The organism is Flavobacterium defluvii (assembly GCF_900129555.1).
GTDB classification, from domain to species: Bacteria; Bacteroidota; Bacteroidia; order Flavobacteriales; family Flavobacteriaceae; genus Flavobacterium; species Flavobacterium defluvii.
Genome location: NZ_FQWC01000001.1, coordinates 567464 through 588411 on the forward strand (window position 1 = coordinate 567464; position 20948 = coordinate 588411).

Here is a 20948-nt window from a genome sequence, read left to right on the forward strand (position 1 = left end):
CGTTGACATGAAATACTACATAATAGCTGGCGAAGCTTCTGGAGATTTACACGGTTCAAATTTAATGAAATCCTTATATGAGGAAGATCCTCAGGCCGACATTAGATTTTGGGGCGGTGATTTAATGCAAAAAGCTGGCGGAACATTAGTAAAACACTACCGCGAATTGGCTTTTATGGGATTTGTTGAAGTGGTTTTTAACTTAAAAACTATTTTAAATAACATCAAATTTTGTAAAAAAGATATCTCCGAATTTAAACCAGATGTTATCATTTTTATTGACTATCCGGGATTTAATATGCGTATTGCAAAATGGGCTAAAGAACTCAATTACAGAACTCATTATTATATTTCTCCACAAATTTGGGCCTGGAAAGAAAATCGAATCAACGCTATAAAACAAGATGTTGACAGAATGTTTGTGATTTTGCCTTTTGAAAAAAGTTTTTACGAAGACAAACATCATTTTCCGGTAGATTTTGTTGGACATCCATTAATTGATGCTATTCAAAATCAACCCGCTTTTAATGAAGCGACTTTTAGAGAAGAAAATAATTTAGGCGAAAAACCAATCATTGCCGTTTTACCCGGAAGCCGTAAACAGGAAATTACCAAAATGCTAAGCGTAATGCTGAGTGTTGTAGATGATTTTCAGGATTATGAATTTGTAATTGCCGGCGCACCAAGTCAGGATTATGAATTTTATCAGCAGTTTATAAAAAACAAAAACATCGCTTTTGTTTCTAATAAAACATATGATTTACTGCGTTCTTCAACAGCAGCTTTGGTTACTTCGGGAACTGCAACTTTAGAAACAGCACTTTTTAAAGTTCCGGAAGTTGTATGCTATAAAGGAAGTGAAATTTCGTATCAAATTGCAAAACGAATTATTACTTTAAAATATATTTCGCTTGTCAATTTAATTATGGATCAGGAAGTTGTTACCGAATTAATTCAGGGCGACTGCAATACAAAACGCATCAAAGAAGAATTAAACAAATTACTTGAACCTTCGCATCGCGAAAAACTCCTGAAAGATTATGACGTTTTAGAGCAAAAACTAGGCGGTGTTGGTGCAAGTAAAAAAACAGCCAAACTTATTGTTGCCGATTTAAAATCTTAAATATTAGTGTTTTGAAAAAGATATTCGTTTTTCTTATTTTATCAATCGGATTGGTTTCCTGTAAATCGACTTCGACTGCTGTAAGCAAAAGCGAATCGAAAAAAGAAAACCGATCTATAGTAAAAAATTTAATTGAAACTGCAACAGATAATATTGGTGTAAAATACAAAGCGGGCGGAACTACAAAAAGCGGTTTTGACTGCTCTGGATTGGTTTATACTACTTTTGAATCTGAAAACATAAAATTGCCGAGAAGTTCTTACGAACAGGCAAAAATTGGAAAAGTAATTCCATTAAACGATGCCAAAAAAGGCGATTTGATTTTCTTTAAAACCAATAAAAGCAAACAGATTAATCATGTAGGTCTTATTGTAGAAGCAAATTCAGATGAGATAAAATTTGTACATTCTTCTACCTCAAAAGGTGTTATTATTTCTTCTACCAAAGAAGCGTATTATAAAAATTCATTCGAACAAGTAAATAGAATACTCGAATAATTGTTACACATTGGAAACAGTTAATTTTAACACATAGAAACATAGATTCTGTGTTTTGTAAAAGGCGCTTCACTTATTTTTAAAACACATAGCTATGTGTTAGAAACTGGTTTCTTTTTAAATTCTTTAAAATAAACAAAGAGCTATGTTTCTATGTGTTTAATATTTTGCCCAACAAATTCTTAAACAAAAATATATTTATTTTCTTACAAATTTTTAATACTTTTAACCCATGAAAGTATTAGATTTTCCTTTAATAAAAATTACGATCGCTTTTCTTTTCGGAATTTTAGTTTCTTATTATTGTGCGCCTTCAATCAAAATTTCACTTGCATTTCTTGGGATTTGCAGTTTCGTATTCTGCATTTTCTATTTTCTTTCGAAGAAAAACAAAAAGACAAATATCTTCTTCGGAATCTGCAGTTACCTTATTTCTTTTTCAACCGGAATATGTGTTTTACTTTTTCATACGGATACTTATGATAAATCAAATTATACACATTCAAAAACAGTATTTGAAAATCCTCAATTTATAACTTTTACATTACGAGAAAAACTCAAAAGCAACGATTATAATGATCGTTTTATTGGCCTGATAAACAGTATTGATAATAAAGCTTATTCTGGAAAAGTTATTATCAATATTCAAAAAGACAGCTTAAAAAATCCATTAATTATTGGGAATCAGATTAGAGTTAAAACTACTTTACAAAGAACATCTTCTAGTAAAAATCCGAATCAGTTTGATTATGCAAAATACTTAGCCGACAAGCAGATTTATGCACAGGTTTATTGCAAAAAATCTGAAATCAGGATTAACAAAAAAATCCAAAAAGACATTTGGTACTATTCTGGCCGTCTACATTCGACTATTCTTAAAAATCTGGAAAAAGCACATTTTAGCAAAGACGAAATGAATGTGGCTTTGGCATTGATTTTAGGACAACAGCAGGAAATTTCATCCGATATAATAAAAGATTATCAGTACTCGGGAGCAACACATGTTCTTTCGGTTTCGGGGCTGCATGTTGGTTTTATAATGCTTTTTATAATGTTTATTCTAAAACCAGTTCCAAATACCCGAAAAGGTTCTGCCATAAAACTAATTTCAATTTTAATTTCGCTTGCAGGATTTGCAATAATTTCCGGATTATCTCCTTCTGTACTGCGTTCAGTTGTAATGTTTTCGTTTGTTGCAATTGGAAATCATTTACGCCGGAGCGGCAATATTTATCACACTTTATTGGTTTCCATTTTATTGATATTGCTTTTTGAACCTTATTTTTTATTTGATGTTGGTTTTCAATTAAGTTATCTGGCCTTGTTTTTTATTGTTTGGCTGCAACCTGTATTAAAGAAAATCTGGTCGCCAAAAAACAAAATAGCCATTTATATTTGGAATGCTTTGACAGTTTCGTTTGCAGCGCAAATTGGCACTTTGCCTTTGTGTCTTTATTACTTTCATCAATTTCCCGGTTTGTTTTTCGTAACCAATATTATAATTCTGCCTGTTTTATCTTTTATAATGATTGCCGGAATTATTGTTATGATTTTTGCTATTTTCAAAAGTCCGCCCGAAATTCTGGTTTATGTTTTTGAAAAAAGTATTTTCATATTAAACAAAATGATTCATTACGTTGCATCATTTGAATCTTTTGTCATTCAGGATATCAGCTTTAATTTTTATTATTTAATTACACTCTACTTCTTAATTATAACTGCGACAATTTGGTTTAAAAAACCGAGTTTCAATAAACTTGTGATCGTATTGGTTTCAATAATTTCCGTACAGCTTTCTTTGATTTATACAAAAAGGGAAATTTCAAATCAAAAAGAATTAATTGTTTATAATACCAAAAAGAATACATTAATTTCAAAAAGATTTGGCAGCGAAATTACACTTTTTACCCGCGATACCACTTTAGAGAAAAGCTCTAAGAGTAATACTTTTAATTCTTATTTGGTTGGTAATTTTAGTATTTTGAATACATCTCAGCAAATTAAAAATGTTTTATTTTTTAATGGAAAAAAGATTGCCATACTAGACAGTTCGGGAGTTTATGAGAATACGGTTCAGCCGGATATTTTAGTTCTAACTCAGTCTCCTAAAATAAACTTTGACAGGCTTTTAGAAGATTTGCATCCAAAAATTATCATTGCTGATGGATCAAATTCATATTCTATTCAGAGAATGTGGAAAGAAAGCTGCAAGAAAAAAAATATCCCTTTCCATGCTACTGCCGAAAAGGGATTTTATCGATTAAATTAATTTCTTTATTATTTTATTCTGGATTTAAAATCAAATTAGAATCTGCAATAAAAGCTTTTACACCATTTGAACTATACGGAAGTCTGCCTAATAAGTCAAAAGCCGTTTTTCCTTTTCTAATTGCAGCATTGGCATAACAAACCTCAGGCAAGTCTACAACCCCAAATGCATTCTTCAATTTAATGTTTTGCTCTTTAGCATCATTTGATATTGCAGCATCGGATAAATCAAGTTTTAACAGAATCACATTTTTGCGGGACCATTTTTCAAAATCTAATGTTCTAAACACCTCTTTTTCCAGGCTTTCGGGAGCAGTAGCTGCCGTAAATAAAATTAAAAGTGGTTTTCTTTCTTCATTGCTTATGTTAATCGCATCGGTTATATTGGTTTTCCATTCTAAATTTTGCGATTTACCTAAAAATGTTACTAGAAAAAATAGCAGGATAAGTAGTTTTTGGGTCATAGTTTATTGGTTTTTGGTTGGTTAATAAAACTAAATTAACACAAAACCAACATCAAACAATCGCCTTTAAAACAAATAGTTACAAAAAAACTGCATTAAAATGAAATTGATTTTTTAAGGTTTAAAATTTGAAAAAAATGAAAATTTTACCATGTTAAAATATTAAATGTACAATTCACATTTTAGCTTTGTTTAAAAAAATATCCCTTTTCAACAATAATTGAAAAGGGATTCTACAAATTAAACTAAGAAAACTTAATTTAAAGTTATTACTCACTAGGATGCAAAATATTATTTGATTCTGCAATCCATGCTTTTGCTCCTCCTGGCTTGTAAGCAATTTTTCCAAGGGCGCTAAAGGTTGTTTTATTTTTTCTTATTGAAGCCATCGCAAAACAAACTTGCGGCAAATCATCAACACCAAATGCATTTTTTAATTTAATGTTCTGTTCTTTATCTCCATCTGAAGCTGTAGCATCAGATAAATCTAATTTTACAAGAATTACATTATCGCGTGACCAAACCGCAAAATCCGGGGTTTTAAATATTTCATTCTGAAGATTTTCTGGTACACCTGCGGCAGTAAATAAAATTAACATTGGTTTTCTTTCTTCATTACTGATTGCGATCGCATCAGTCATGTTTGTTCTCCATGCAAGTGTTTGTGCCTGCATGAAAAATGAACCTAAAAAAAACAGTAGGATAAGTAATTTTTTAGTCATATTATATCGGTTTTGGTTAGTATAGCATGACGAAATTAACACAATATTTTAATTATCCAAATTTAATTACATCAAAAATTACATTATATGTTTTTTTATTTATAAATTAATATTGAAATAATAATTTAGCAACAACAAATGAAAATCTTTTCTTACTAAACAAAAAAACTCCTTACAAAATTGTAAGGAGTTTTAATATATAATTTAAGATTTCTTAATTGTCTATTTAAGATTTTTTAGGATGAACAATGCTTTCTGCAACGGTTAACCAAGCAGAAGGACCTCCGGCAACGTAACCTGTTTTTCCAAGTCCCTTAAAGTTAATTCTTCCATCTCTTGTTTCAGCACTTGTAAAGAATACTGTTGGGAATCCCTGAATACCAAATGCTTGCTGCAGTTCGTTATTCTGATTTTTAAGCTCTGGCGTTTGAGGCACAGCTCTTGGATAATCCAATTCTACTAAAACAACATTATCAGCAGCCCATTTTTTAAATTCTGCAGTTTTTAAAACTTCATTTTGCAAACGAATACACCATCCGCACCAATCACTTCCGGTAAAAAACATCAGCATTGGCTTTTGTTCTTTATTACTTACTGTGATTGCTTCTTTAACATCAGTATACCACTTTAGTTCCTGAGCCTGACTTGCAAATGCTCCAACTACAAAAAAAGCTATTAATAATATTCTTTTCATAACGAGTTATTTTTGGCAAATTTAAACAAAAAATGAATTGAAAAAACATGCACTATTTTACTTCCTGCATTAACCTTCTAATTAATGGAGTTAGAACAATTAATGCAATACCCGCAACAAGCGAATAAACTGCCAATTGATAATATCCATCTGTATAAGCAATAAGTTTAGACATTAAGGTTGTTCCTGTATTGGCATCAGATATTTCGGCGCCTAATTTTCCGGCAGCAAATTGCCCAAAAGCACTTGAAAGAAACCACAATCCCATCATCATTCCAAACAAACGTTTAGGAGATAATTTTGTAATTACTGACATCCCGATTGGACCAATGCATAACTCTCCAAGTGTATACACAAGGTAACCTAAAGCAAAAACATCCAAAGAACTTAATCCATCAGCATTTACAAAAAATCTGGCGCTGTAGAAAATAAAGAACCCGGCAGCCAGTAAAACAAATGATAAACCAAACTTAATGACAGTATTTGGTTCAATTTTTCGCTTGGCCATAAATATCCATAATAATCCTACCAATGGACTAAAAATGACAACATACAACGAGTTGATACTGTTATTTACCACATTTGGATCAATGTGAAAAAACAACATCTTGTTAGACAAATTATCTTTTGCAAACAAAGATAATGAGCCTCCTGATTGCTCAGAAATTGCCATAAACATAAAATATCCAAAAATGAATACAAATGCAGCTAAAAGTTTTCGCTGTTGTTTTCCATCCTTTAACATTATCAGTTCATACGCAAAATATAATAATGCAACTATTCCCATAGTATACATAAAATATTCTGTGAAGTCAGAATTGATAACCATTATATATACTAATGGTATAACAACAAAAGAGCCAACATACACTGCAATTTCATATAAATTGCGTTTTTTAGGCGCATGATTTTCTAATGGAGAATTTCCGATTGGCGCTAAATGTTTTTTCGTCAAAAGAAAAGTGATAACCCCAATAATCATTACAATTGCCGCAGAAAGGAAACAAAGACTCCAAGAGTAGTTTTTTCCTAAATAAATAGGAATTGCACCTCCAAGCATTCCACCAATATTGATACCTGCATAAAATAATCCGTAACCTGCATCACGGCGACCGTCACCTTCATGATATAACTCACCTACCATCGAAGAAACATTCGGTTTAAAGAAACCTGTTCCGATAATAGAAAGCGTTATTCCGTAATAAAAGAAATCATGTGGAGAAGCCGCAATAAGTAAATTCCCCAGGATCATTACAATTCCTCCAAAAAGAAGCGACTTCTTAAATCCTAAAATTTTATCGGCGAAAATTCCACCAATAAAAGTAAATGCATAAACAAATGCCTGAATGGCACCGTATTGTAAATTTGCTTTTCCTTCAAGTAAACCTAATTGGTCTACCATAAAAAAAGCTAAAACACCACGCATTCCGTAGAAACAAAAACGTTCCCACATTTCAACCAAAAACAAGTACCACAATTGTTTTGGGTACTTGCCTTTAAAATTTTGAATCTGTTCTAAAGTAATTTCGTTTTCCATCTTATCTAACACCGTGCATCATTTTTTTCAACAATGGAGTCAAAGCAAATAATACAATTGCCGCGATACCAGTAAGAACAACAAATACCATAAAGAACTCATATAAATTATGAATTTCAAATCCTGCAAAAATAGGATTATGATCACTAATTTGATGTTTATCTAATAATGCCAATTGTTCTGCTGTAGGTGTTATCTTTTTGTCTAAAACTGCCTGAAGATCAATTCCTAATTCTTTTGCTTTTGCAAATTTATCTCCGGTTGCCGGAAGTATAGAACCCAAAGTTCCTCCTAAAGCATAACCTGATGCATTAGACAAGAAAAATACTCCGTATAATAATGATGCAAAACGTTTTGGCGATAATTTACCTACCAATGATAAACCAATTGGTGATAAACATAACTCCGCACAAGTGTTTAAGAAATATAATAAAATTAACCATTTTACAAGTAACAATCCTGATGTTCCTAAGAATGAAACCTGAGTGGCAATCATAAAGAAACTTATTGAAATAATTACAAGTCCGGCTGCTAATTTTACTGGCGAAATTGGTTCTTTATCTCGGGCTCTTAAGAAATCCCAAAGAACACTAAACGGAACAGCCATTACAACAACAAAAAGTCCGTTAAAAATCTGAACCATTGATGGCGGCATTAACCAGCCAAAGAAATGTCTGTCTGTTTGGTTATCTGCAATAAAAGTCAACGAAGAACCTGCCTGCTCAAATGCTGCCCAGAAGAAAATAATAAAAAAAGAAACTATATAAATTACAATAATTCTGTCTCTTTCTATTTTTGTTAAAGAAGTATCAGAAATAATTAATCCAGCAAGAGCCAATCCACTTGAATAAATCAAAGTATAGATTAAATTTTGTCCTACTACATAATGGAAAAACAATCCTAAAACTAGAAATGCAACTCCTGCAAAAGCTAATGATTTAGAAGAGAAATTTGCTTTTTGAGCTTCTCCTTCTTCAAAATCTTCTGCTACATTTTTAGAAGGCAAACCTCCTAATGGTCTTCCTTCCGGAGAAACCACATATTTGTTTTTTAAGAAATAGAAAAGAATTGTTCCGATAAGCATTGCTCCTGAAGCTGCCATAAATCCCCATCTAAAAGCGTGAATATCTCTAATTCCGCCTGCATCTTTTACATCTCCTAATAAAGGACAAATAGACTGTCCTAAGAAAGCTCCAATATTAATACCCATGTAAAAAATAGTGAAAGCTGTATCTAATTTTGTTTTTTCTTGTTTTGGATACAAACTTCCAACCATACTAGAAATATTTGGCTTGAAGAATCCGTTACCAAAAACAATTACTCCTAATCCGCAATACATAATAGCTTTTGCTAATGCTAAATTAGATTCAAAGACACTTCCACTGGTAAACAATAACATTTGTCCAATTGCCATTAATAATCCGCCCAAAAGGATACAATTTCTGTTTCCTAAAAAACGATCGGCAACAAAACCTCCAAGCATTGGAGTTAAATAACAAAGTCCAAGGAAACCTCCATAAATTAGTGAAGCTTCTTCTTCCTTCATTAATAATGAATTCACAAGAAATAAAGTTAATAAAGCTCGCATTCCATAGAAATTGAATCTCTCCCACATCTCCGTTCCAAACAATACCCAAAGTCCTTTTGGATGCCCAGTTTTTACTTGAGTTTCTCCCATATTATTCATTATTTTTAAGGTTAATATTTTTTAAATTATAAATTTTCTTTGATAAAATTAGTCATCTTATTGTAAAGCTGAATTCTCGTTTTTCCGCCATAAATACCGTGGTTTTTATCTGGATAAATTTGAGAATCAAATTGCTTATTAGCCTGAATTAATGCTTCCATCATTTGCATTGAATTTTGCACATGAACGTTGTCATCACCAGAACCGTGAATCAATAAAAATTTACCTTTCAATTTATCAACGTGGTTTATAGGAGAGTTTTGGTCATACCCGCTTGCATTTTCCTGCGGAGTCTGCATGTATCTTTCTGTGTAAACACTGTCATAAAATCTCCAGTTCGTAACCGGCGCAACAGCAATTGCCATTTTAAATACATCGTTCCCCTGGAAGATACAGTTAGATGCCATAAAACCTCCATAACTCCATCCGAAAATTCCAATTCTTGAAGCATCAACATACGGATAAGATCCAATTACTTTTGCCGCATCGATCTGATCTTCAACTTCATATTTTCCTAATTCTTTCTGAGTTACTTTTTTGAAATCGGCACCTTTAAAGCCAGTTCCTCTTCCGTCAACACAAGCTACAATATAACCTTGCTGAGTAAGAGATAAAAACCAGTAATCGTCGCTGTTATTCCAGTCGTTGTTTACTTGTTGAGATCCAGGACCTGAATATTGGTACATGAAAACAGGATACTTTTTAGAAGGATCAAAATCTTTTGGCTTTAAAATCCAAGCATTCAATTCGTTTCCTTTAGGAGTTTTTAAAACAAAGAATTCTTTTGCAGGAAGGTTATACGCTTTTAATTTATCAGCAAGAGCCTGATTATTTTCGATAACCTGAATTTCTTTTCCTGTTTTAGCCTCATTTAAAGTATAAGTCGTAGGTACTAAATTACTTGAGAAAGTAGTGATAAAATATTGGAAATTCGGGCTGAAAGTAGCCGCACTAGTTCCAACTTTTGTTGTTAAACGAGTTTTGTTTTTTCCGTCTAAACCAATTCTGTAAACATCTCTGTTGATAGAACCATTTTCTGTAGACTGGTAGAAAATAGTTTTTGTTTTTTCGTCGAAACCGTAGTAAGAAACCACTTCCCAGTTTCCTTTTGTAACCTGATTTTTAAGTTTTCCGGTTTTATCATATACATAAATATGATTGAAACCGTCTTTTTCGCTTGTCCAGATAAAACTGTTATCTTTTAAGAAAGTTAAATTATCTGTAACATCAACGTAAGCTTTATCTTTTTCATTCAAAACCACTTTTGCAGCAGCAGTTGTTCCGTCAATAAACAACAAATCAAGATTATCCTGGTGACGGTTTAAAACCTGTGCAGATAATGTATTGTTGTCATTTGTCCATTGCATTCTTGCAATATAGAAATCATTATAATTTCCTAAATCAACTTTTTTAGAAGTATTTCCGGCTGCATCATATATGTGTAATGAAACTTCTGAATTTTTTTCTCCGGCTTTAGGATATTTAAACGTTTCGATTGTTGGATACAAATCCTTTTTGAAGATTGACATCGAAAACTCAGGAACCTGGCTTTCATCAAAACGAATATAAGCTAATTTTTTACTGTCTTTACTCCAGTCAAACGCGCGTACAAAAGCAAATTCTTCTTCGTAAACCCAGTCTGTAATACCGTTAATAACAGCATTTTTCTTTCCGTCTGTAGTAACCGGAGTTGATTTTTTTGAAGCTACGTCGTAAACATATAAATTGTTTTCTTTAGCGTAAGCGATTTTAGTACCGTCAGGAGAAAAAGTTGGCTCCTGAATTTGAAAATCAACAAGTTTAGTTAAAGATTTAGAAGCAATATCGTATAAAAAATAATCTGCTGTAAAAGAGTGACGGAAAATTTGATTTGAATTACAAGCAATTAAGATCTTTTTTTCTGCAGCATCAAAGGTATAGCTGTCAATTCCGTCTGAAAGTTCTTTGTGGTTTTTAGTATCAATAAGGTTCGATACTTTTTTTAGGGTTGCAAAATCATATAAATCGATCTGCATCGTCCGGCTGGCCTGATCAACATTTAAAACAGTATATTGATTTGTGTTTTTCAAGGATTGCAATTCGTCCATTCCTTTTGCCCGAAATGCTCCACCATAAATATTTTCGACCGTTATTTTTTGCTGCCCAAAAACCGATGCAACTATAAATAAAAGTACTACAGTAATTTTACTTGTATTCATTATAATTATTTTAAATATAAAAAGAGCCCAATTTTAGTAAAAAAAATAAACATAATACACATTTTAAGTGTTAAATGTTAAAAAAAATAACGATTGCGTATTTTCAAATTTGAAATACATAGTAAACAAAACTCTTAAAATAGTATCTTTGCCGCAACATTATTATTTAATATATTGAGAATGAACAACGCTGTTGCCGGATTTTCTAAATTATCCAAAAAAGAAAAAATTAACTGGATCGCCAACGAATATTTTTCGACTCCCGAAGAGGCTTTAAATATTATAAGAAATTACTGGAATTCAGACGAAAAGCTTCAACAGCTTCATGATGAATTTATTGAGAATACGATTACCAATTTATATATTCCGCTTGGAGTTGCGCCTAATTTTTTAATTAATGGAAAGTACAAAACGATTCCAATGGCAATTGAAGAAAGTTCAGTTGTTGCTGCAGCTTCAAAAGCAGCAAAATTCTGGGCTACTCGCGGAGGCTTTAAAACTACAATAATTGATACCGAAAAAATTGGTCAGGTACATTTTAATTTTAATGGCGATGCCGAAAAACTACACTCCTTTTTTGAGCAGATAAAACCAAAATTTTTCTCTGATACGCAAAGCATTACTAAAAACATGCAGGAACGAGGCGGCGGTTTTTTGGATATTCATTTAAAAGATAAACGAAATTTACTTGAAAATTACTTCCAGCTTCATGCTACTTTTGAAACCAAAGACAGTATGGGCGCTAATTTTATCAATTCGTGTTTAGAGCAGTTTGCATCAACTTTAAAAGAGGAATTCCAAAATTCTGATTTGTTTTCTGAAAAAGATACGCTGACAGTAATTATGAGCATTTTATCTAATTATGTCCCAAATTGCCTGGTAAGAGCCGAAGTTTCTTGTCCAATTGAAGATCTAGCCGAAAAACATATTCCAAATCCGCAGGAATTTGCCGAACGTTTTGTTCAGGCTGTTCAAATTGCCGAAATTGAACCTTTTAGAGCTGTAACTCATAATAAGGGAATCATGAATGGTGTTGATGCCGTGGTATTAGCAACAGGAAATGATTTTAGAGCAATCGAAGCCGGAGTTCACGCTTATGCATCTAAAAACGGACAATATGCAAGTTTATCTCATGCTAAAATAGAAAACGGAATTTTTACATTCTGGCTTGAAATACCTCTAGCATTAGGAACCGTTGGCGGATTAACTTCTTTGCATCCGTTAGTGAAATTATGTTTGGAAATGCTCGAAAAACCTTCTGCCAAAGAGTTGATGGAAATTACGGCCGTTGCTGGTTTGGCACAAAATTTTGCCGCACTACGTTCTTTAACTACAACCGGAATCCAGGAAGGACACATGAAAATGCACTTAAACAATATCATCAATCAATTTGAAGCAACTGATGAAGAACGTCATTTGATTAAATCTCATTTTAAGAAAAACACAGTTTCACACAGTGCTGTAGTTGAATTCATAGAAAATTTAAGAAAATAATTAGAAGCTAATCCCGCTATCCGTTGCAATCTTTTCCTTTTTAAAGAAAAAAGTAAAAGGATTTCCACTACTATCGGGGCTAAAAAAGTACGTATGTCAACAACCTTTTACAGTAACGGAAAACTATTCATCTCTGGAGAATATTTAGTTTTAGATGGCGCAGATGCCTTTGCATTACCAACAAAATTTGGTCAAAATTTAGTTGTTGAAGATGGCGAAAACCAGATAATTGAATGGAAGAGTTTTGACTATGATAACAAACTTTGGTTTGAAAATACTATTTCATTTGATGAGATAATAGATTTTAAAGATTCTCAAATCGAATCTGTAAAAACAACTTTAATCAAGATACTTCACGAAGCTTATATTTTAAATCCGGATTTTATTGAAAAATCTAATGGATATAAAATCACAACAAACCTTACTTTTCCGAGAAATTGGGGATTAGGAACTTCATCGACTTTGATTAATAATATCGCACAATGGACGAAGATTAATGCTTTTACGCTTCTTAAAAACAGTTTTGGCGGAAGCGGTTACGATATTGCCTGTGCGCAAAACAACACTCCTATTATATATCGAATAGAAAATAATTTTGTTGAGCCTGTTATTTTCAATCCTGATTTTACAAAAAATATTTTCTTTGTTTATCTCAATAAAAAGCAAAATAGCAAAGCCGCTATACATGCTTATAATAGGCACAAAGATCAAAATTTAGCTAAAAGCGTTGACGAAAACAATACAATTACCAAAGCAATTTTAAATGCTAAAACTTTAAACGATTTTGCACGTGCAGTTGAAAAACACGAAATTCATTTAAGCAATATACTGGAAATACAAACCATCAAAGAAATTGCTTTTCCTGATTTTAATGGTACAGTTAAGAGTTTAGGTGCTTGGGGAGGAGATTTTGTAATGGTCATTTCAAAAGAAAATCCGAAGGATTATTTTGTATCAAGGGGCTACGATACAATTCTTTCTTATGATGAAATGATATTACAAGAGTAGTAGGTTTTCTTCAAAAATAAATTAAAAATTTACTTTTTGTTCGCTAAGGTGTTCTGCTTCCAGACGCCGTACCTTTTCGTTTTCCTGTTCGTTAGATTCGATAAGTGTGTTGTGCAGACGCTCGGCCATTTTTTCTATACTGTTTGTAATAGAGTCATAAACGAGTTCCATTCTGCGATGTTTTTCTTCTTTTACAGCTTTCAAAACATCTTCTACGAAAAACTTATCGTATTTTTCAGCAACTGAATCTCGGGTGTTAGTAAGCCTGATAACATAATCGTTACTTAATATGGTAACCTTAAAATGCTGCTCTTCGTTACTTAAATAATATTTACCACCCAATTCATCTACATTGATATCAGTACTGCTAACTTTTAAAAGTTCCGTAATAATTCCAAAAATATGATTTTCAATTTTAGAATATACTCTGGGCTTTCTTCTTAAAAAATTAAACATATTAAACATCAAATGCCGGATTATTAAAGTATTTGTCTATCATTTTCTTACCTCTTTTATTTAACATTTGTTTGTTAAAAACTCTTTTTAATTAAAACAAAAACACCAACAAATTAACTGCAATAATTTTAAAATCACAAATTTTTTAAGTTATATTTCCATTATTCCCACATAGTTAAGAAAAATACATACAATATTTACTACAAAAAATTTTCACACACAATTAAACAAAGAAAACCCGAAACATTCAATTGAACGTTTCGGGTTTCAGTATAATTTATTTTACTAAAAACTAGTAATTGAATTGTAATCTGTTGTCTTCAATTTTAGCATTGTTTTTCAACGCTGGTAAAATTCTGCTTGCATCAGATGCACTTTGAGCTTTTACTTTAGCAACATATTCAGCGTGATTTGCAATTGCAGGCGCTTTTATAGTGCTAACATTTTTTACTACGTAAACTCCCGTATTTCCTTCAATTGGAGCAGAAATTTTGTTTGCAGCTAAAGCAAATGCATTACCCACAACTTTTGGCTCTTGTCCAACTCCACCTGGTAAAACAGGATTGTCAAGTGTTACGTTTGTTGCCTGCTGTACAGTTACACCAGCACTTTTTGCAATAGCTTCAAGGCTAGAACCTGTCATTTTAGCTTTTAAGATTTCCGCTTTTTTCTTGTTTTTCAAGATTGGCTCAACGTAAGGTCTTGCCATTGTTACAGAAACTAAACCAGATTTGTTTTCACTTTTGTATTGTGCAATTACGTGACCAATATTAGCCAATTCAAAACGTTTTACGTCTCCAATACTTGTTTCTTTATCAAATGCCCATCTGATGATATTTCTTTGGTTTCCTAATGGACCAAATTGCTCATCCATAGCTTTTGCAGAAATTGGAGCCGCAACCTTTAAACCTAATTCTTTTGCAGCAGCAGCAAAATCTTTATCCGCAGCAGCCTGTTCAAATTTAGTTGCTAATGTAAATACTTTATCAGAAGTAGCTTCAGAAGGCTCAATTTTTTGAGCAATTGTAGCTAAACGGATTCCGTCTTGTTTGTCAGTAATTTTGATAATGTGAAATCCGAAAGGAGTTTCTACTAAACCAACTTTACCAATACCATTATTGAATACAAAATCATTGAATGGTTTTACCATTTGGCCTTGACCAAAATACCCTAAATCACCACCTTGTTGTGCAGATGAATCATCAGAAGCTGTAAAAGCCAACATCATGAAACTATCAGGATTAGCCTGAACCTGAGCTAAAATTTCTTCAGCTTTAGCTTTAGCTTCTTCTTTGGTTCTTTTTTCTTTTGGTGATGGAGTTTGAGATCCTTCATAAGCAATAAGGATATGACTTGCTTTTGCATTAACCCCAGCTTTAAATCCTAAAGATTTAGAAATTGCATAATATTTTCCGTAAACGTAAGGTCCGTAAATTGCTCCGGCTGGCAGACTGAATAATTTATCAGCATCTACAGCTGGTAAAGCATTTTTAGGAACATAAGTTGAGTCATAAGGAACATCAGAATTTGCATTTACAAATTCAGCAATGTTTGCAGCATTTTTAAATCCTGGCAATGTATCGTTTTTACCAGTTTTTGCATTGTATTCTACTCTACCATTTAATAGAGAAGTAATTTTAGCTTTAATATCAGCTTCATCTTCTTTAGAAGCTTTATCTTCTACTAAAACGTATTGAATTTCACGAGTTTCATCCGCTTTGAATTTTTTCTCGTTTTTCTTCATATAATCTACGATATCTGAATCAGAAATTTTTACTTCACTGTCTTTGATAGAAGAATATAAAGCTCCAGCATAAGCAAAGTTTACTTTGTTAGCTTCCATTTCATACTTCAACTTTCCTTCACTAGCAGTTGTATAAAGTCCAGATTTTACTAAAGTATTATAGATTTGAAATTTTGCGTTTAATTCAGCATCTTTTTCTTTTGCTGTAATATATTGAGCTGCTTCTGGATTTGCTTTCACATAATCTTTAAATTTTGCTACGTCAAACATTCCAGCTGCGTTTTTAAATGCAGGGTTGTTACCAATATTAGGATCTGATTTTAAAACTTCAATTAAGTGTTTTTCACCAACTCTCAATCCTAATTTATCAAACTGAGTTGATAATAATGCGATTGAAACTTCTTGATCCCAAACTCTGTTTGCAGCTTCAGTGGAAGTAATTCCTTGACCACTTTTTTCAAGATTACTAACTTTAACTCTAAAGTCTTCAAATGAAATATCTTTTCCATCGATGCTTCCTACATCTTTTGAACTTTGACCAAATGTTCCTCTATTAAATAGATCTTGTATTATAAATGCAAATAATGCAAGTGCAATAACTCCTATCAATAAAGCGGAACGCTGTCTAATTTTTGCTAAAACTGCCATTTTATTATCGTTAATTTTATATTCAGTTTGCGAAAATACAATTATCTAGTTAATAACAATACAACTAGCGTTTTATTTTACACAATTTTTTTTAATTCTTTAAAATTTTACTCTTTTATAGTCAGTTTGACTAACTCAATTTTGTTGTTTGACGCCTGTTCTATAACGAAATGATACTTGTCAATTACAATTTTTTCGCCTTTTTGTGGAATTTCTTTCGTAGAATTAACTATAAAACCCCCCAATGTTCCGTATGAATCGTCTTCCGGAATCATCAATTTATATTCTTCGTTTAAATATTCAACTTCTAACCTTGTAGAAAACAAATACTTTCCTTCTCCCAGCTCCTGTTCGATCAGCTCTTCGTCTAAATCGTGTTCGTCTTCAATTTCGCCAAAAAGTTCTTCAACTATATCTTCAATAGTTATTATTCCTGATGTTCCTCCATATTCATCTAAAACTACGGCTACATTTTTTCTCTTTTTAATTAAGATATTTAAAGCGTCTTTTATCAATATTGTTTCCGGAACGAATTCTACAGTCATTAAGACCGATTTTATAGTCTGCGGTTTTTTAAACAAATCAAATGAATGCACATACCCTACAATATCATCAAGAGAGTTTTGACTTACAACGATTTTAGAATATCCTGTTTCTATAAAAAGCTCTTTAAGATCTGAAACTGTATCGAATAAATCTATTGATACAAGCTCTATACGCGGCGTCATTATGTCGCGGGCTTTAACGCCTGAGAACTCTAACGCATTTTGAAAAATCTGAATTTCGGAATCGACTTCTTCGTCATCTTCAACCGAATTCATTTGCTCTGTAATATAATTTCCGAGTTCGATTTTACTGAAATAAAGCTGTACATGATCTCCTTCTGTTTTAAAGAATTTCTTTAGAACAAGATCTGAAATCCAGATAAAAAATGTAGAGATATAATAAAATAACCGATAGAAAAGATATGCCGGAACTGCAAAAACTTTGATTAATGAATTGGCATAAATTTGAAAAAATACTTTTGGGAAAAATTCAGCTGTAATTAAAACTATAAATGTTGAAATTAAGGTTTGAACCAAAACAGTTGTTAAATCTGAGAATTGAAATCCAAAATCAATTATCCATTTCAAAACAACCTCTCCCATATAAAACCCATAAATTACCAGTGCTACATTGTTGCCAATAAGCATTGAAGCAATAAATTTTGAAGGATTTTCGGTAAGTTTAGTTAATATTTGAGACAAAAAATTATCTTGTTTTTTCTCAATTCCAAGATAAATTTTGTTTGAGGAAATAAATGCTATTTCCATTCCCGAGAAAAAGGCAGATAGTATTAAACACAATATTATAATACTAATCTCCATTTTTATTGTTTTTTATTTCGGTCGTCGAATTTCTTGACAAATCTTCTTCTAAAGAAAAACATAAATATTGCCATTCCTGCAATTACAAAACTCAACGGATAAGCTTCATTGTTTTCACTTAGTTTTATTGCTCCGTCATAAATAAAGTAAACAGCAAATAATATGTAAACGTATTGTGTATATTTTAAGTAACCCATAATTTATATTTTATCGTCATCTGATTCAATTTCACCGCTTATTCGCTGCGAATTAATCACTTTGAAATCTTTGCTAAAATCAATTCCCTGTCCAAAAGAAACTCCTTTAGCATCTGTAAGTTTAAATTTTCTTTCTGTATAAAACCATTCATTTTTCTGGTCAAAATACAATTGTTCTGTTTCCAGAACCTGACCTGCTTCTGATGTAATTCTAACTTTTCCCTGCAGATCAATTATACCTGTTGTTTTATACGAAACAGCATAATTTGCTTTTATAAAAGTACGCTTTTGTTTTTTATCGTAAAGCGTAACATCTATTCCTTTAGGAAATTCTGTAAAAGGGAAATCAAGATTCGAATAATCGAGCATTTTCGGACTTATTAAAACGCCTGTTATTCTGCCTGAGTCTGTGTATTTTATATTTACGGTATCGGCATCACTACCCGGAACGAATTCTGAGAAGTTAATTTTTTGAACTTCTTTAAAATTACTTTCGCACCCAAAAAACAGTGTCACAGCAAAAACTGTGACAACGTTTATAATATATCTTTTTGGTAAATTCATTTGCCAAAAGTAGTAAATTGTGATGAGCTTAAAAAACCTTGCAAATGTATGCTTAGTTAAATTTACTTTTCACAAACCATCTGTCGTTAAATGAGAAGCTTAAACTAAAGTTCGTGTAGTTTTCTTTAACCAAACCTGCAGAAGTTGTTCCTCTTTTTCCAAACTCAATTCCAAAATTTACATTTGAAAAAGTTCCCGTAATTGGAAGTCCGGCTCCTAATGACATTCCAACATCATTAATATCCTGATTATTAACCACCAAACCAAGTTTTTCATATTTTAAACCTGCTCTATAAGTAATTCTGCTAAAGTAACTTGCAAACGAACTATAATTTGGAATATAGTAACCTCCAATAGCGTATTTGTTGTATTTTTCGTATTTAACATTTGGGCTTGAATTATAGTAATTAGCAAGTTCGCCTGCTCCCTGAAATGCAAGAGTTGTACCAACCAGCCATTTTCTGGCTTCTCCAATACCAACACCAAAAGTTACTTTATTTGGAAGTTTTAAATCTGTATCTACAGGATCTGCATTAACAGGATCTGGATCGCCATCTACTTCTATCGTTCTTTTACTAACTGAATTTAAAGTACTTCCAAAAGTGTAGCTTAAACTAGTGTACATGTTTAATTTTTTAGAAACTTTAGTTTGATACATGGTCCCAATATTAAAATTAACTCCTGATAATTCTGATGAGTTTATTTCTCTACTGGCATTTTGAACACCTGTTACACCTTCAATTGTAGTAGTTGTGATTTTTCCAAAGTTATATTGTAAATCTGCTCCAATATTCCACTTTGGTGTAATTTTATATCCTAAACCAAAAAATACTTTGTTAACGCCGCCTTTTCCTTCAAGCTGGCTGCTAATAGCACCTTGGTCAGTATTTATATCTGAAATTTTATATCCTACAGAAGAAAGCGGTACTAAACCAAATCCAACTCCAAATTTTCCCATTGGAATTCCCAATGCTAAATAATCAAAAGTAGATCTTTGTGCTTTTGAAGATTCTGAACTGCTCTTTATATTATTAACTGCAAAAGTTCCTCCAACTGAAAATGTCGTTTGACCAAGACTGGCATAACTTGCCGGATTTTCAATATTCAGGTGAATACTATCCTGTTCAACTGCAACTCCTGCCATAGAACGGTTTTCAAGAGTTCCTTTAAATCTTGTATCTCCAATTCCGTAAAAAGAATATGGCGAAGAAGTACCTTGCTGAGCAAATGAAACGAACGAGATAAGCAAACAAGCACTTATTATAATTTTTTTAATCATTGTCGATTTTATATTGAAATGTTTGGTTCAAACTTTCCAGAAGGAAATTTGAATTGGCAAATATGGTATTTTTTAATCGTTTAGCCAAAAATTCTGCATCACCTCCCGTTAAAATTATTATAAAATTTGAAAAGTTTGCCCGATATTCATCGATAAAACCGTCAATCTCATAGATGAATCCGTTAACAACTCCAGAATGAATGGCCTGTGCTGTTGAGTTTCCTATATAAGAATTAGGAGCTTCTAAATTCAGCAAAGGCAGTCTGGCTGTGAAATTATGCAGCGATTCATACCTCAAACGAAGTCCCGGAGAAATTGCTCCGCCCAGATAATTGTCATTTTCGTCGATGAAATCGTAGGTTATGCAAGTTCCGGCATCAATAACTAATCTGTTTTGTTTCGGAAATTTGAGTGTCGCACCTGCCGCCAAAATCATACGGTCGATTCCTAACGTTTTTGGCGTTGCGTATTTATTATGGAAAGGAAAAATATCTTCGTGAGAAAAAAAATGAACGTTCAGCTGATTTTCAAAATTCATGAAAGATTGTTTTTCGACAGATCCAACCGAAGAAACGATCAAATCTGAGCAATTTTGAAACTTTTCTAAAATTTTTTTAATTTTTTCTTCAAGTTCTTTTTTCTCAAAAATAAAATTTTCAAGAACATTACTTCCCTCAAAGACAGCTGCTTTAATTCGAGTATTACCAACATCAACTGTTAAAACCATTTTTATTTTTTTACCATTGCGAAGATACGAATTGATTTTTTTAAAAAAATGTTTTGCATAAACGGAAAATGATTCTATCTTTGCACCCGCAATACGCACAAGACGGTACCTTAGCTCAGATGGTAGAGCAATGGACTGAAAATCCATGTGTCCCTGGTTCGATCCCTGGAGGTACCACCAAAACCCGAATAGAAATATTCGGGTTTTTTGTTTTTTATGCTTTCCTTTTTCTACAGCTAACAGTGCTAAAAATTTACACAAATGTTCGCAAAGT

18 protein-coding genes and 1 tRNA gene are annotated in these 20948 nt (G+C 32.3%); 6 read left to right on the forward strand and 13 right to left on the reverse strand.

Translation table 11 applies throughout. The features are described 5' to 3' along the window. Positions 1-7: 7 nt before the first annotated feature. The 3 genes from lpxB (at position 8) to BUC29_RS02480 (ending at position 3889) form a co-directional block, all read left to right on the forward strand. Positions 8-1123 (forward strand): lipid-A-disaccharide synthase, encoded by a 1116-nt coding sequence (lpxB, locus tag BUC29_RS02470; protein WP_073413028.1) that lies wholly within the window; start codon positions 8-10, stop codon positions 1121-1123. Positions 1124-1134: 11 nt separating this feature from the next. Further along, positions 1135-1620 (forward strand): C40 family peptidase, encoded by a 486-nt coding sequence (locus BUC29_RS02475; protein ID WP_073413030.1) that lies wholly within the window; start codon positions 1135-1137, stop codon positions 1618-1620. 232 nt (positions 1621-1852) lie between these two features. After that, complete coding sequence (locus BUC29_RS02480; protein WP_073413032.1) at positions 1853-3889, forward strand: ComEC/Rec2 family competence protein; 2037 nt, start codon at positions 1853-1855, stop codon at positions 3887-3889. A gap of 13 nt (positions 3890-3902) precedes the next feature. Here BUC29_RS02480 and BUC29_RS02485 read toward each other — a convergent pair whose 3' ends face one another. From BUC29_RS02485 to BUC29_RS02510, 6 genes are all read right to left on the reverse strand, one after another. Next, positions 3903-4352 (reverse strand): thioredoxin domain-containing protein, encoded by a 450-nt coding sequence (locus BUC29_RS02485; RefSeq protein ID WP_073413034.1) that lies wholly within the window; start codon positions 4350-4352, stop codon positions 3903-3905. A 269-nt stretch (positions 4353-4621) separates the two neighbouring features. Next, positions 4622-5074 carry a hypothetical protein gene (locus BUC29_RS02490; RefSeq protein WP_073413036.1) on the reverse strand — a complete coding sequence of 151 codons (453 nt, stop codon included), beginning with the start codon at positions 5072-5074 and terminating at the stop codon, positions 4622-4624. Between the two features lie 226 nt (positions 5075-5300). After that, positions 5301-5768 carry a thioredoxin family protein gene (locus tag BUC29_RS02495; RefSeq protein WP_073413038.1) on the reverse strand — a complete coding sequence of 156 codons (468 nt, stop codon included), beginning with the start codon at positions 5766-5768 and terminating at the stop codon, positions 5301-5303. Positions 5769-5820: 52 nt separating this feature from the next. Then, positions 5821-7305 (reverse strand): peptide MFS transporter, encoded by a 1485-nt coding sequence (locus tag BUC29_RS02500; protein WP_073413589.1) that lies wholly within the window; start codon positions 7303-7305, stop codon positions 5821-5823. A 1-nt stretch (position 7306) separates the two neighbouring features. Further along, a complete protein-coding gene (locus tag BUC29_RS02505) occupies positions 7307-8983 on the reverse strand; it encodes a peptide MFS transporter (RefSeq protein ID WP_073413587.1) in 1677 nt (558 codons plus the stop codon). Between the two features lie 35 nt (positions 8984-9018). Then, complete coding sequence (locus BUC29_RS02510; RefSeq protein ID WP_073413040.1) at positions 9019-11190, reverse strand: S9 family peptidase; 2172 nt, start codon at positions 11188-11190, stop codon at positions 9019-9021. A gap of 180 nt (positions 11191-11370) precedes the next feature. On the opposite strand from BUC29_RS02510, the gene BUC29_RS02515 reads away from it, so the two are divergent. Both BUC29_RS02515 and BUC29_RS02520 read left to right on the forward strand, forming a co-directional pair. Continuing rightward, positions 11371-12684, forward strand: a complete 1314-nt coding sequence (locus tag BUC29_RS02515; protein ID WP_073413042.1) for a hydroxymethylglutaryl-CoA reductase, degradative — start codon at positions 11371-11373, stop codon at positions 12682-12684. A 93-nt stretch (positions 12685-12777) separates the two neighbouring features. Further along, positions 12778-13692, forward strand: coding sequence for a GYDIA family GHMP kinase (locus BUC29_RS02520; RefSeq protein ID WP_073413044.1), 915 nt, complete (start codon positions 12778-12780; stop codon positions 13690-13692). A 21-nt stretch (positions 13693-13713) separates the two neighbouring features. Here BUC29_RS02520 and BUC29_RS02525 read toward each other — a convergent pair whose 3' ends face one another. The 7 genes from BUC29_RS02525 to BUC29_RS02555 form a co-directional block, all read right to left on the reverse strand. Next, on the reverse strand, positions 13714-14148 hold the full coding sequence (locus tag BUC29_RS02525) for a hypothetical protein (RefSeq protein WP_244160748.1): 435 nt from the start codon (positions 14146-14148) through the stop codon (positions 13714-13716). Between the two features lie 292 nt (positions 14149-14440). Beyond that, on the reverse strand, positions 14441-16540 hold the full coding sequence (locus tag BUC29_RS02530) for a peptidylprolyl isomerase (protein WP_073413047.1): 2100 nt from the start codon (positions 16538-16540) through the stop codon (positions 14441-14443). Between the two features lie 107 nt (positions 16541-16647). Beyond that, a complete protein-coding gene (locus tag BUC29_RS02535) occupies positions 16648-17907 on the reverse strand; it encodes a hemolysin family protein (RefSeq protein WP_073413049.1) in 1260 nt (419 codons plus the stop codon). A 2-nt stretch (positions 17908-17909) separates the two neighbouring features. After that, positions 17910-18104, reverse strand: a complete 195-nt coding sequence (locus BUC29_RS02540) for a hypothetical protein (protein ID WP_073413051.1) — start codon at positions 18102-18104, stop codon at positions 17910-17912. Positions 18105-18107: 3 nt separating this feature from the next. Continuing rightward, a complete protein-coding gene (gene lptC, locus BUC29_RS02545) occupies positions 18108-18668 on the reverse strand; it encodes an LPS export ABC transporter periplasmic protein LptC (protein WP_073413053.1) in 561 nt (186 codons plus the stop codon). 52 nt (positions 18669-18720) lie between these two features. Then, entirely contained in the window at positions 18721-19947 is a 1227-nt protein-coding gene (locus tag BUC29_RS02550; RefSeq protein ID WP_073413055.1) for a BamG family beta-barrel-assembly machinery protein, read from the reverse strand. Further along, on the reverse strand, positions 19940-20674 hold the full coding sequence (locus BUC29_RS02555) for a type III pantothenate kinase (RefSeq protein ID WP_073413591.1): 735 nt from the start codon (positions 20672-20674) through the stop codon (positions 19940-19942). Before BUC29_RS02555 ends, BUC29_RS02550 begins: the two co-directional genes overlap by 8 nt. Positions 20675-20778: 104 nt before the next feature. On the opposite strand from BUC29_RS02555, the gene BUC29_RS02560 reads away from it, so the two are divergent. Further along, a tRNA-Phe gene (locus BUC29_RS02560) sits at positions 20779-20854 on the forward strand. Positions 20855-20948: the final 94 nt, after the last annotated feature.

Coding starts and splice junctions, on each gene's coding strand:
- BUC29_RS02550 (WP_073413055.1), bottom strand. CDS start 19,947: ATGATTAAAAAAATTATAATAAGTGCTTGTTTGCTTATCTCGTTCGTT.
- BUC29_RS02500 (WP_073413589.1), bottom strand. CDS start 7,305: ATGGAAAACGAAATTACTTTAGAACAGATTCAAAATTTTAAAGGCAAG.
- lpxB (WP_073413028.1), top strand. CDS start 8: ATGAAATACTACATAATAGCTGGCGAAGCTTCTGGAGATTTACACGGT.
- BUC29_RS02530 (WP_073413047.1), bottom strand. CDS start 16,540: ATGGCAGTTTTAGCAAAAATTAGACAGCGTTCCGCTTTATTGATAGGA.
- BUC29_RS02505 (WP_073413587.1), bottom strand. CDS start 8,983: ATGGGAGAAACTCAAGTAAAAACTGGGCATCCAAAAGGACTTTGGGTA.
- BUC29_RS02535 (WP_073413049.1), bottom strand. CDS start 17,907: ATGGAGATTAGTATTATAATATTGTGTTTAATACTATCTGCCTTTTTC.
- BUC29_RS02495 (WP_073413038.1), bottom strand. CDS start 5,768: ATGAAAAGAATATTATTAATAGCTTTTTTTGTAGTTGGAGCATTTGCA.
- BUC29_RS02480 (WP_073413032.1), top strand. CDS start 1,853: ATGAAAGTATTAGATTTTCCTTTAATAAAAATTACGATCGCTTTTCTT.
- BUC29_RS02490 (WP_073413036.1), bottom strand. CDS start 5,074: ATGACTAAAAAATTACTTATCCTACTGTTTTTTTTAGGTTCATTTTTC.
- BUC29_RS02515 (WP_073413042.1), top strand. CDS start 11,371: ATGAACAACGCTGTTGCCGGATTTTCTAAATTATCCAAAAAAGAAAAA.
- BUC29_RS02485 (WP_073413034.1), bottom strand. CDS start 4,352: ATGACCCAAAAACTACTTATCCTGCTATTTTTTCTAGTAACATTTTTA.
- BUC29_RS02510 (WP_073413040.1), bottom strand. CDS start 11,190: ATGAATACAAGTAAAATTACTGTAGTACTTTTATTTATAGTTGCATCG.
- BUC29_RS02525 (WP_244160748.1), bottom strand. CDS start 14,148: ATGTTTAATTTTTTAAGAAGAAAGCCCAGAGTATATTCTAAAATTGAA.
- BUC29_RS02555 (WP_073413591.1), bottom strand. CDS start 20,674: ATGGTTTTAACAGTTGATGTTGGTAATACTCGAATTAAAGCAGCTGTC.
- BUC29_RS02520 (WP_073413044.1), top strand. CDS start 12,778: ATGTCAACAACCTTTTACAGTAACGGAAAACTATTCATCTCTGGAGAA.
- lptC (WP_073413053.1), bottom strand. CDS start 18,668: ATGAATTTACCAAAAAGATATATTATAAACGTTGTCACAGTTTTTGCT.
- BUC29_RS02540 (WP_073413051.1), bottom strand. CDS start 18,104: ATGGGTTACTTAAAATATACACAATACGTTTACATATTATTTGCTGTT.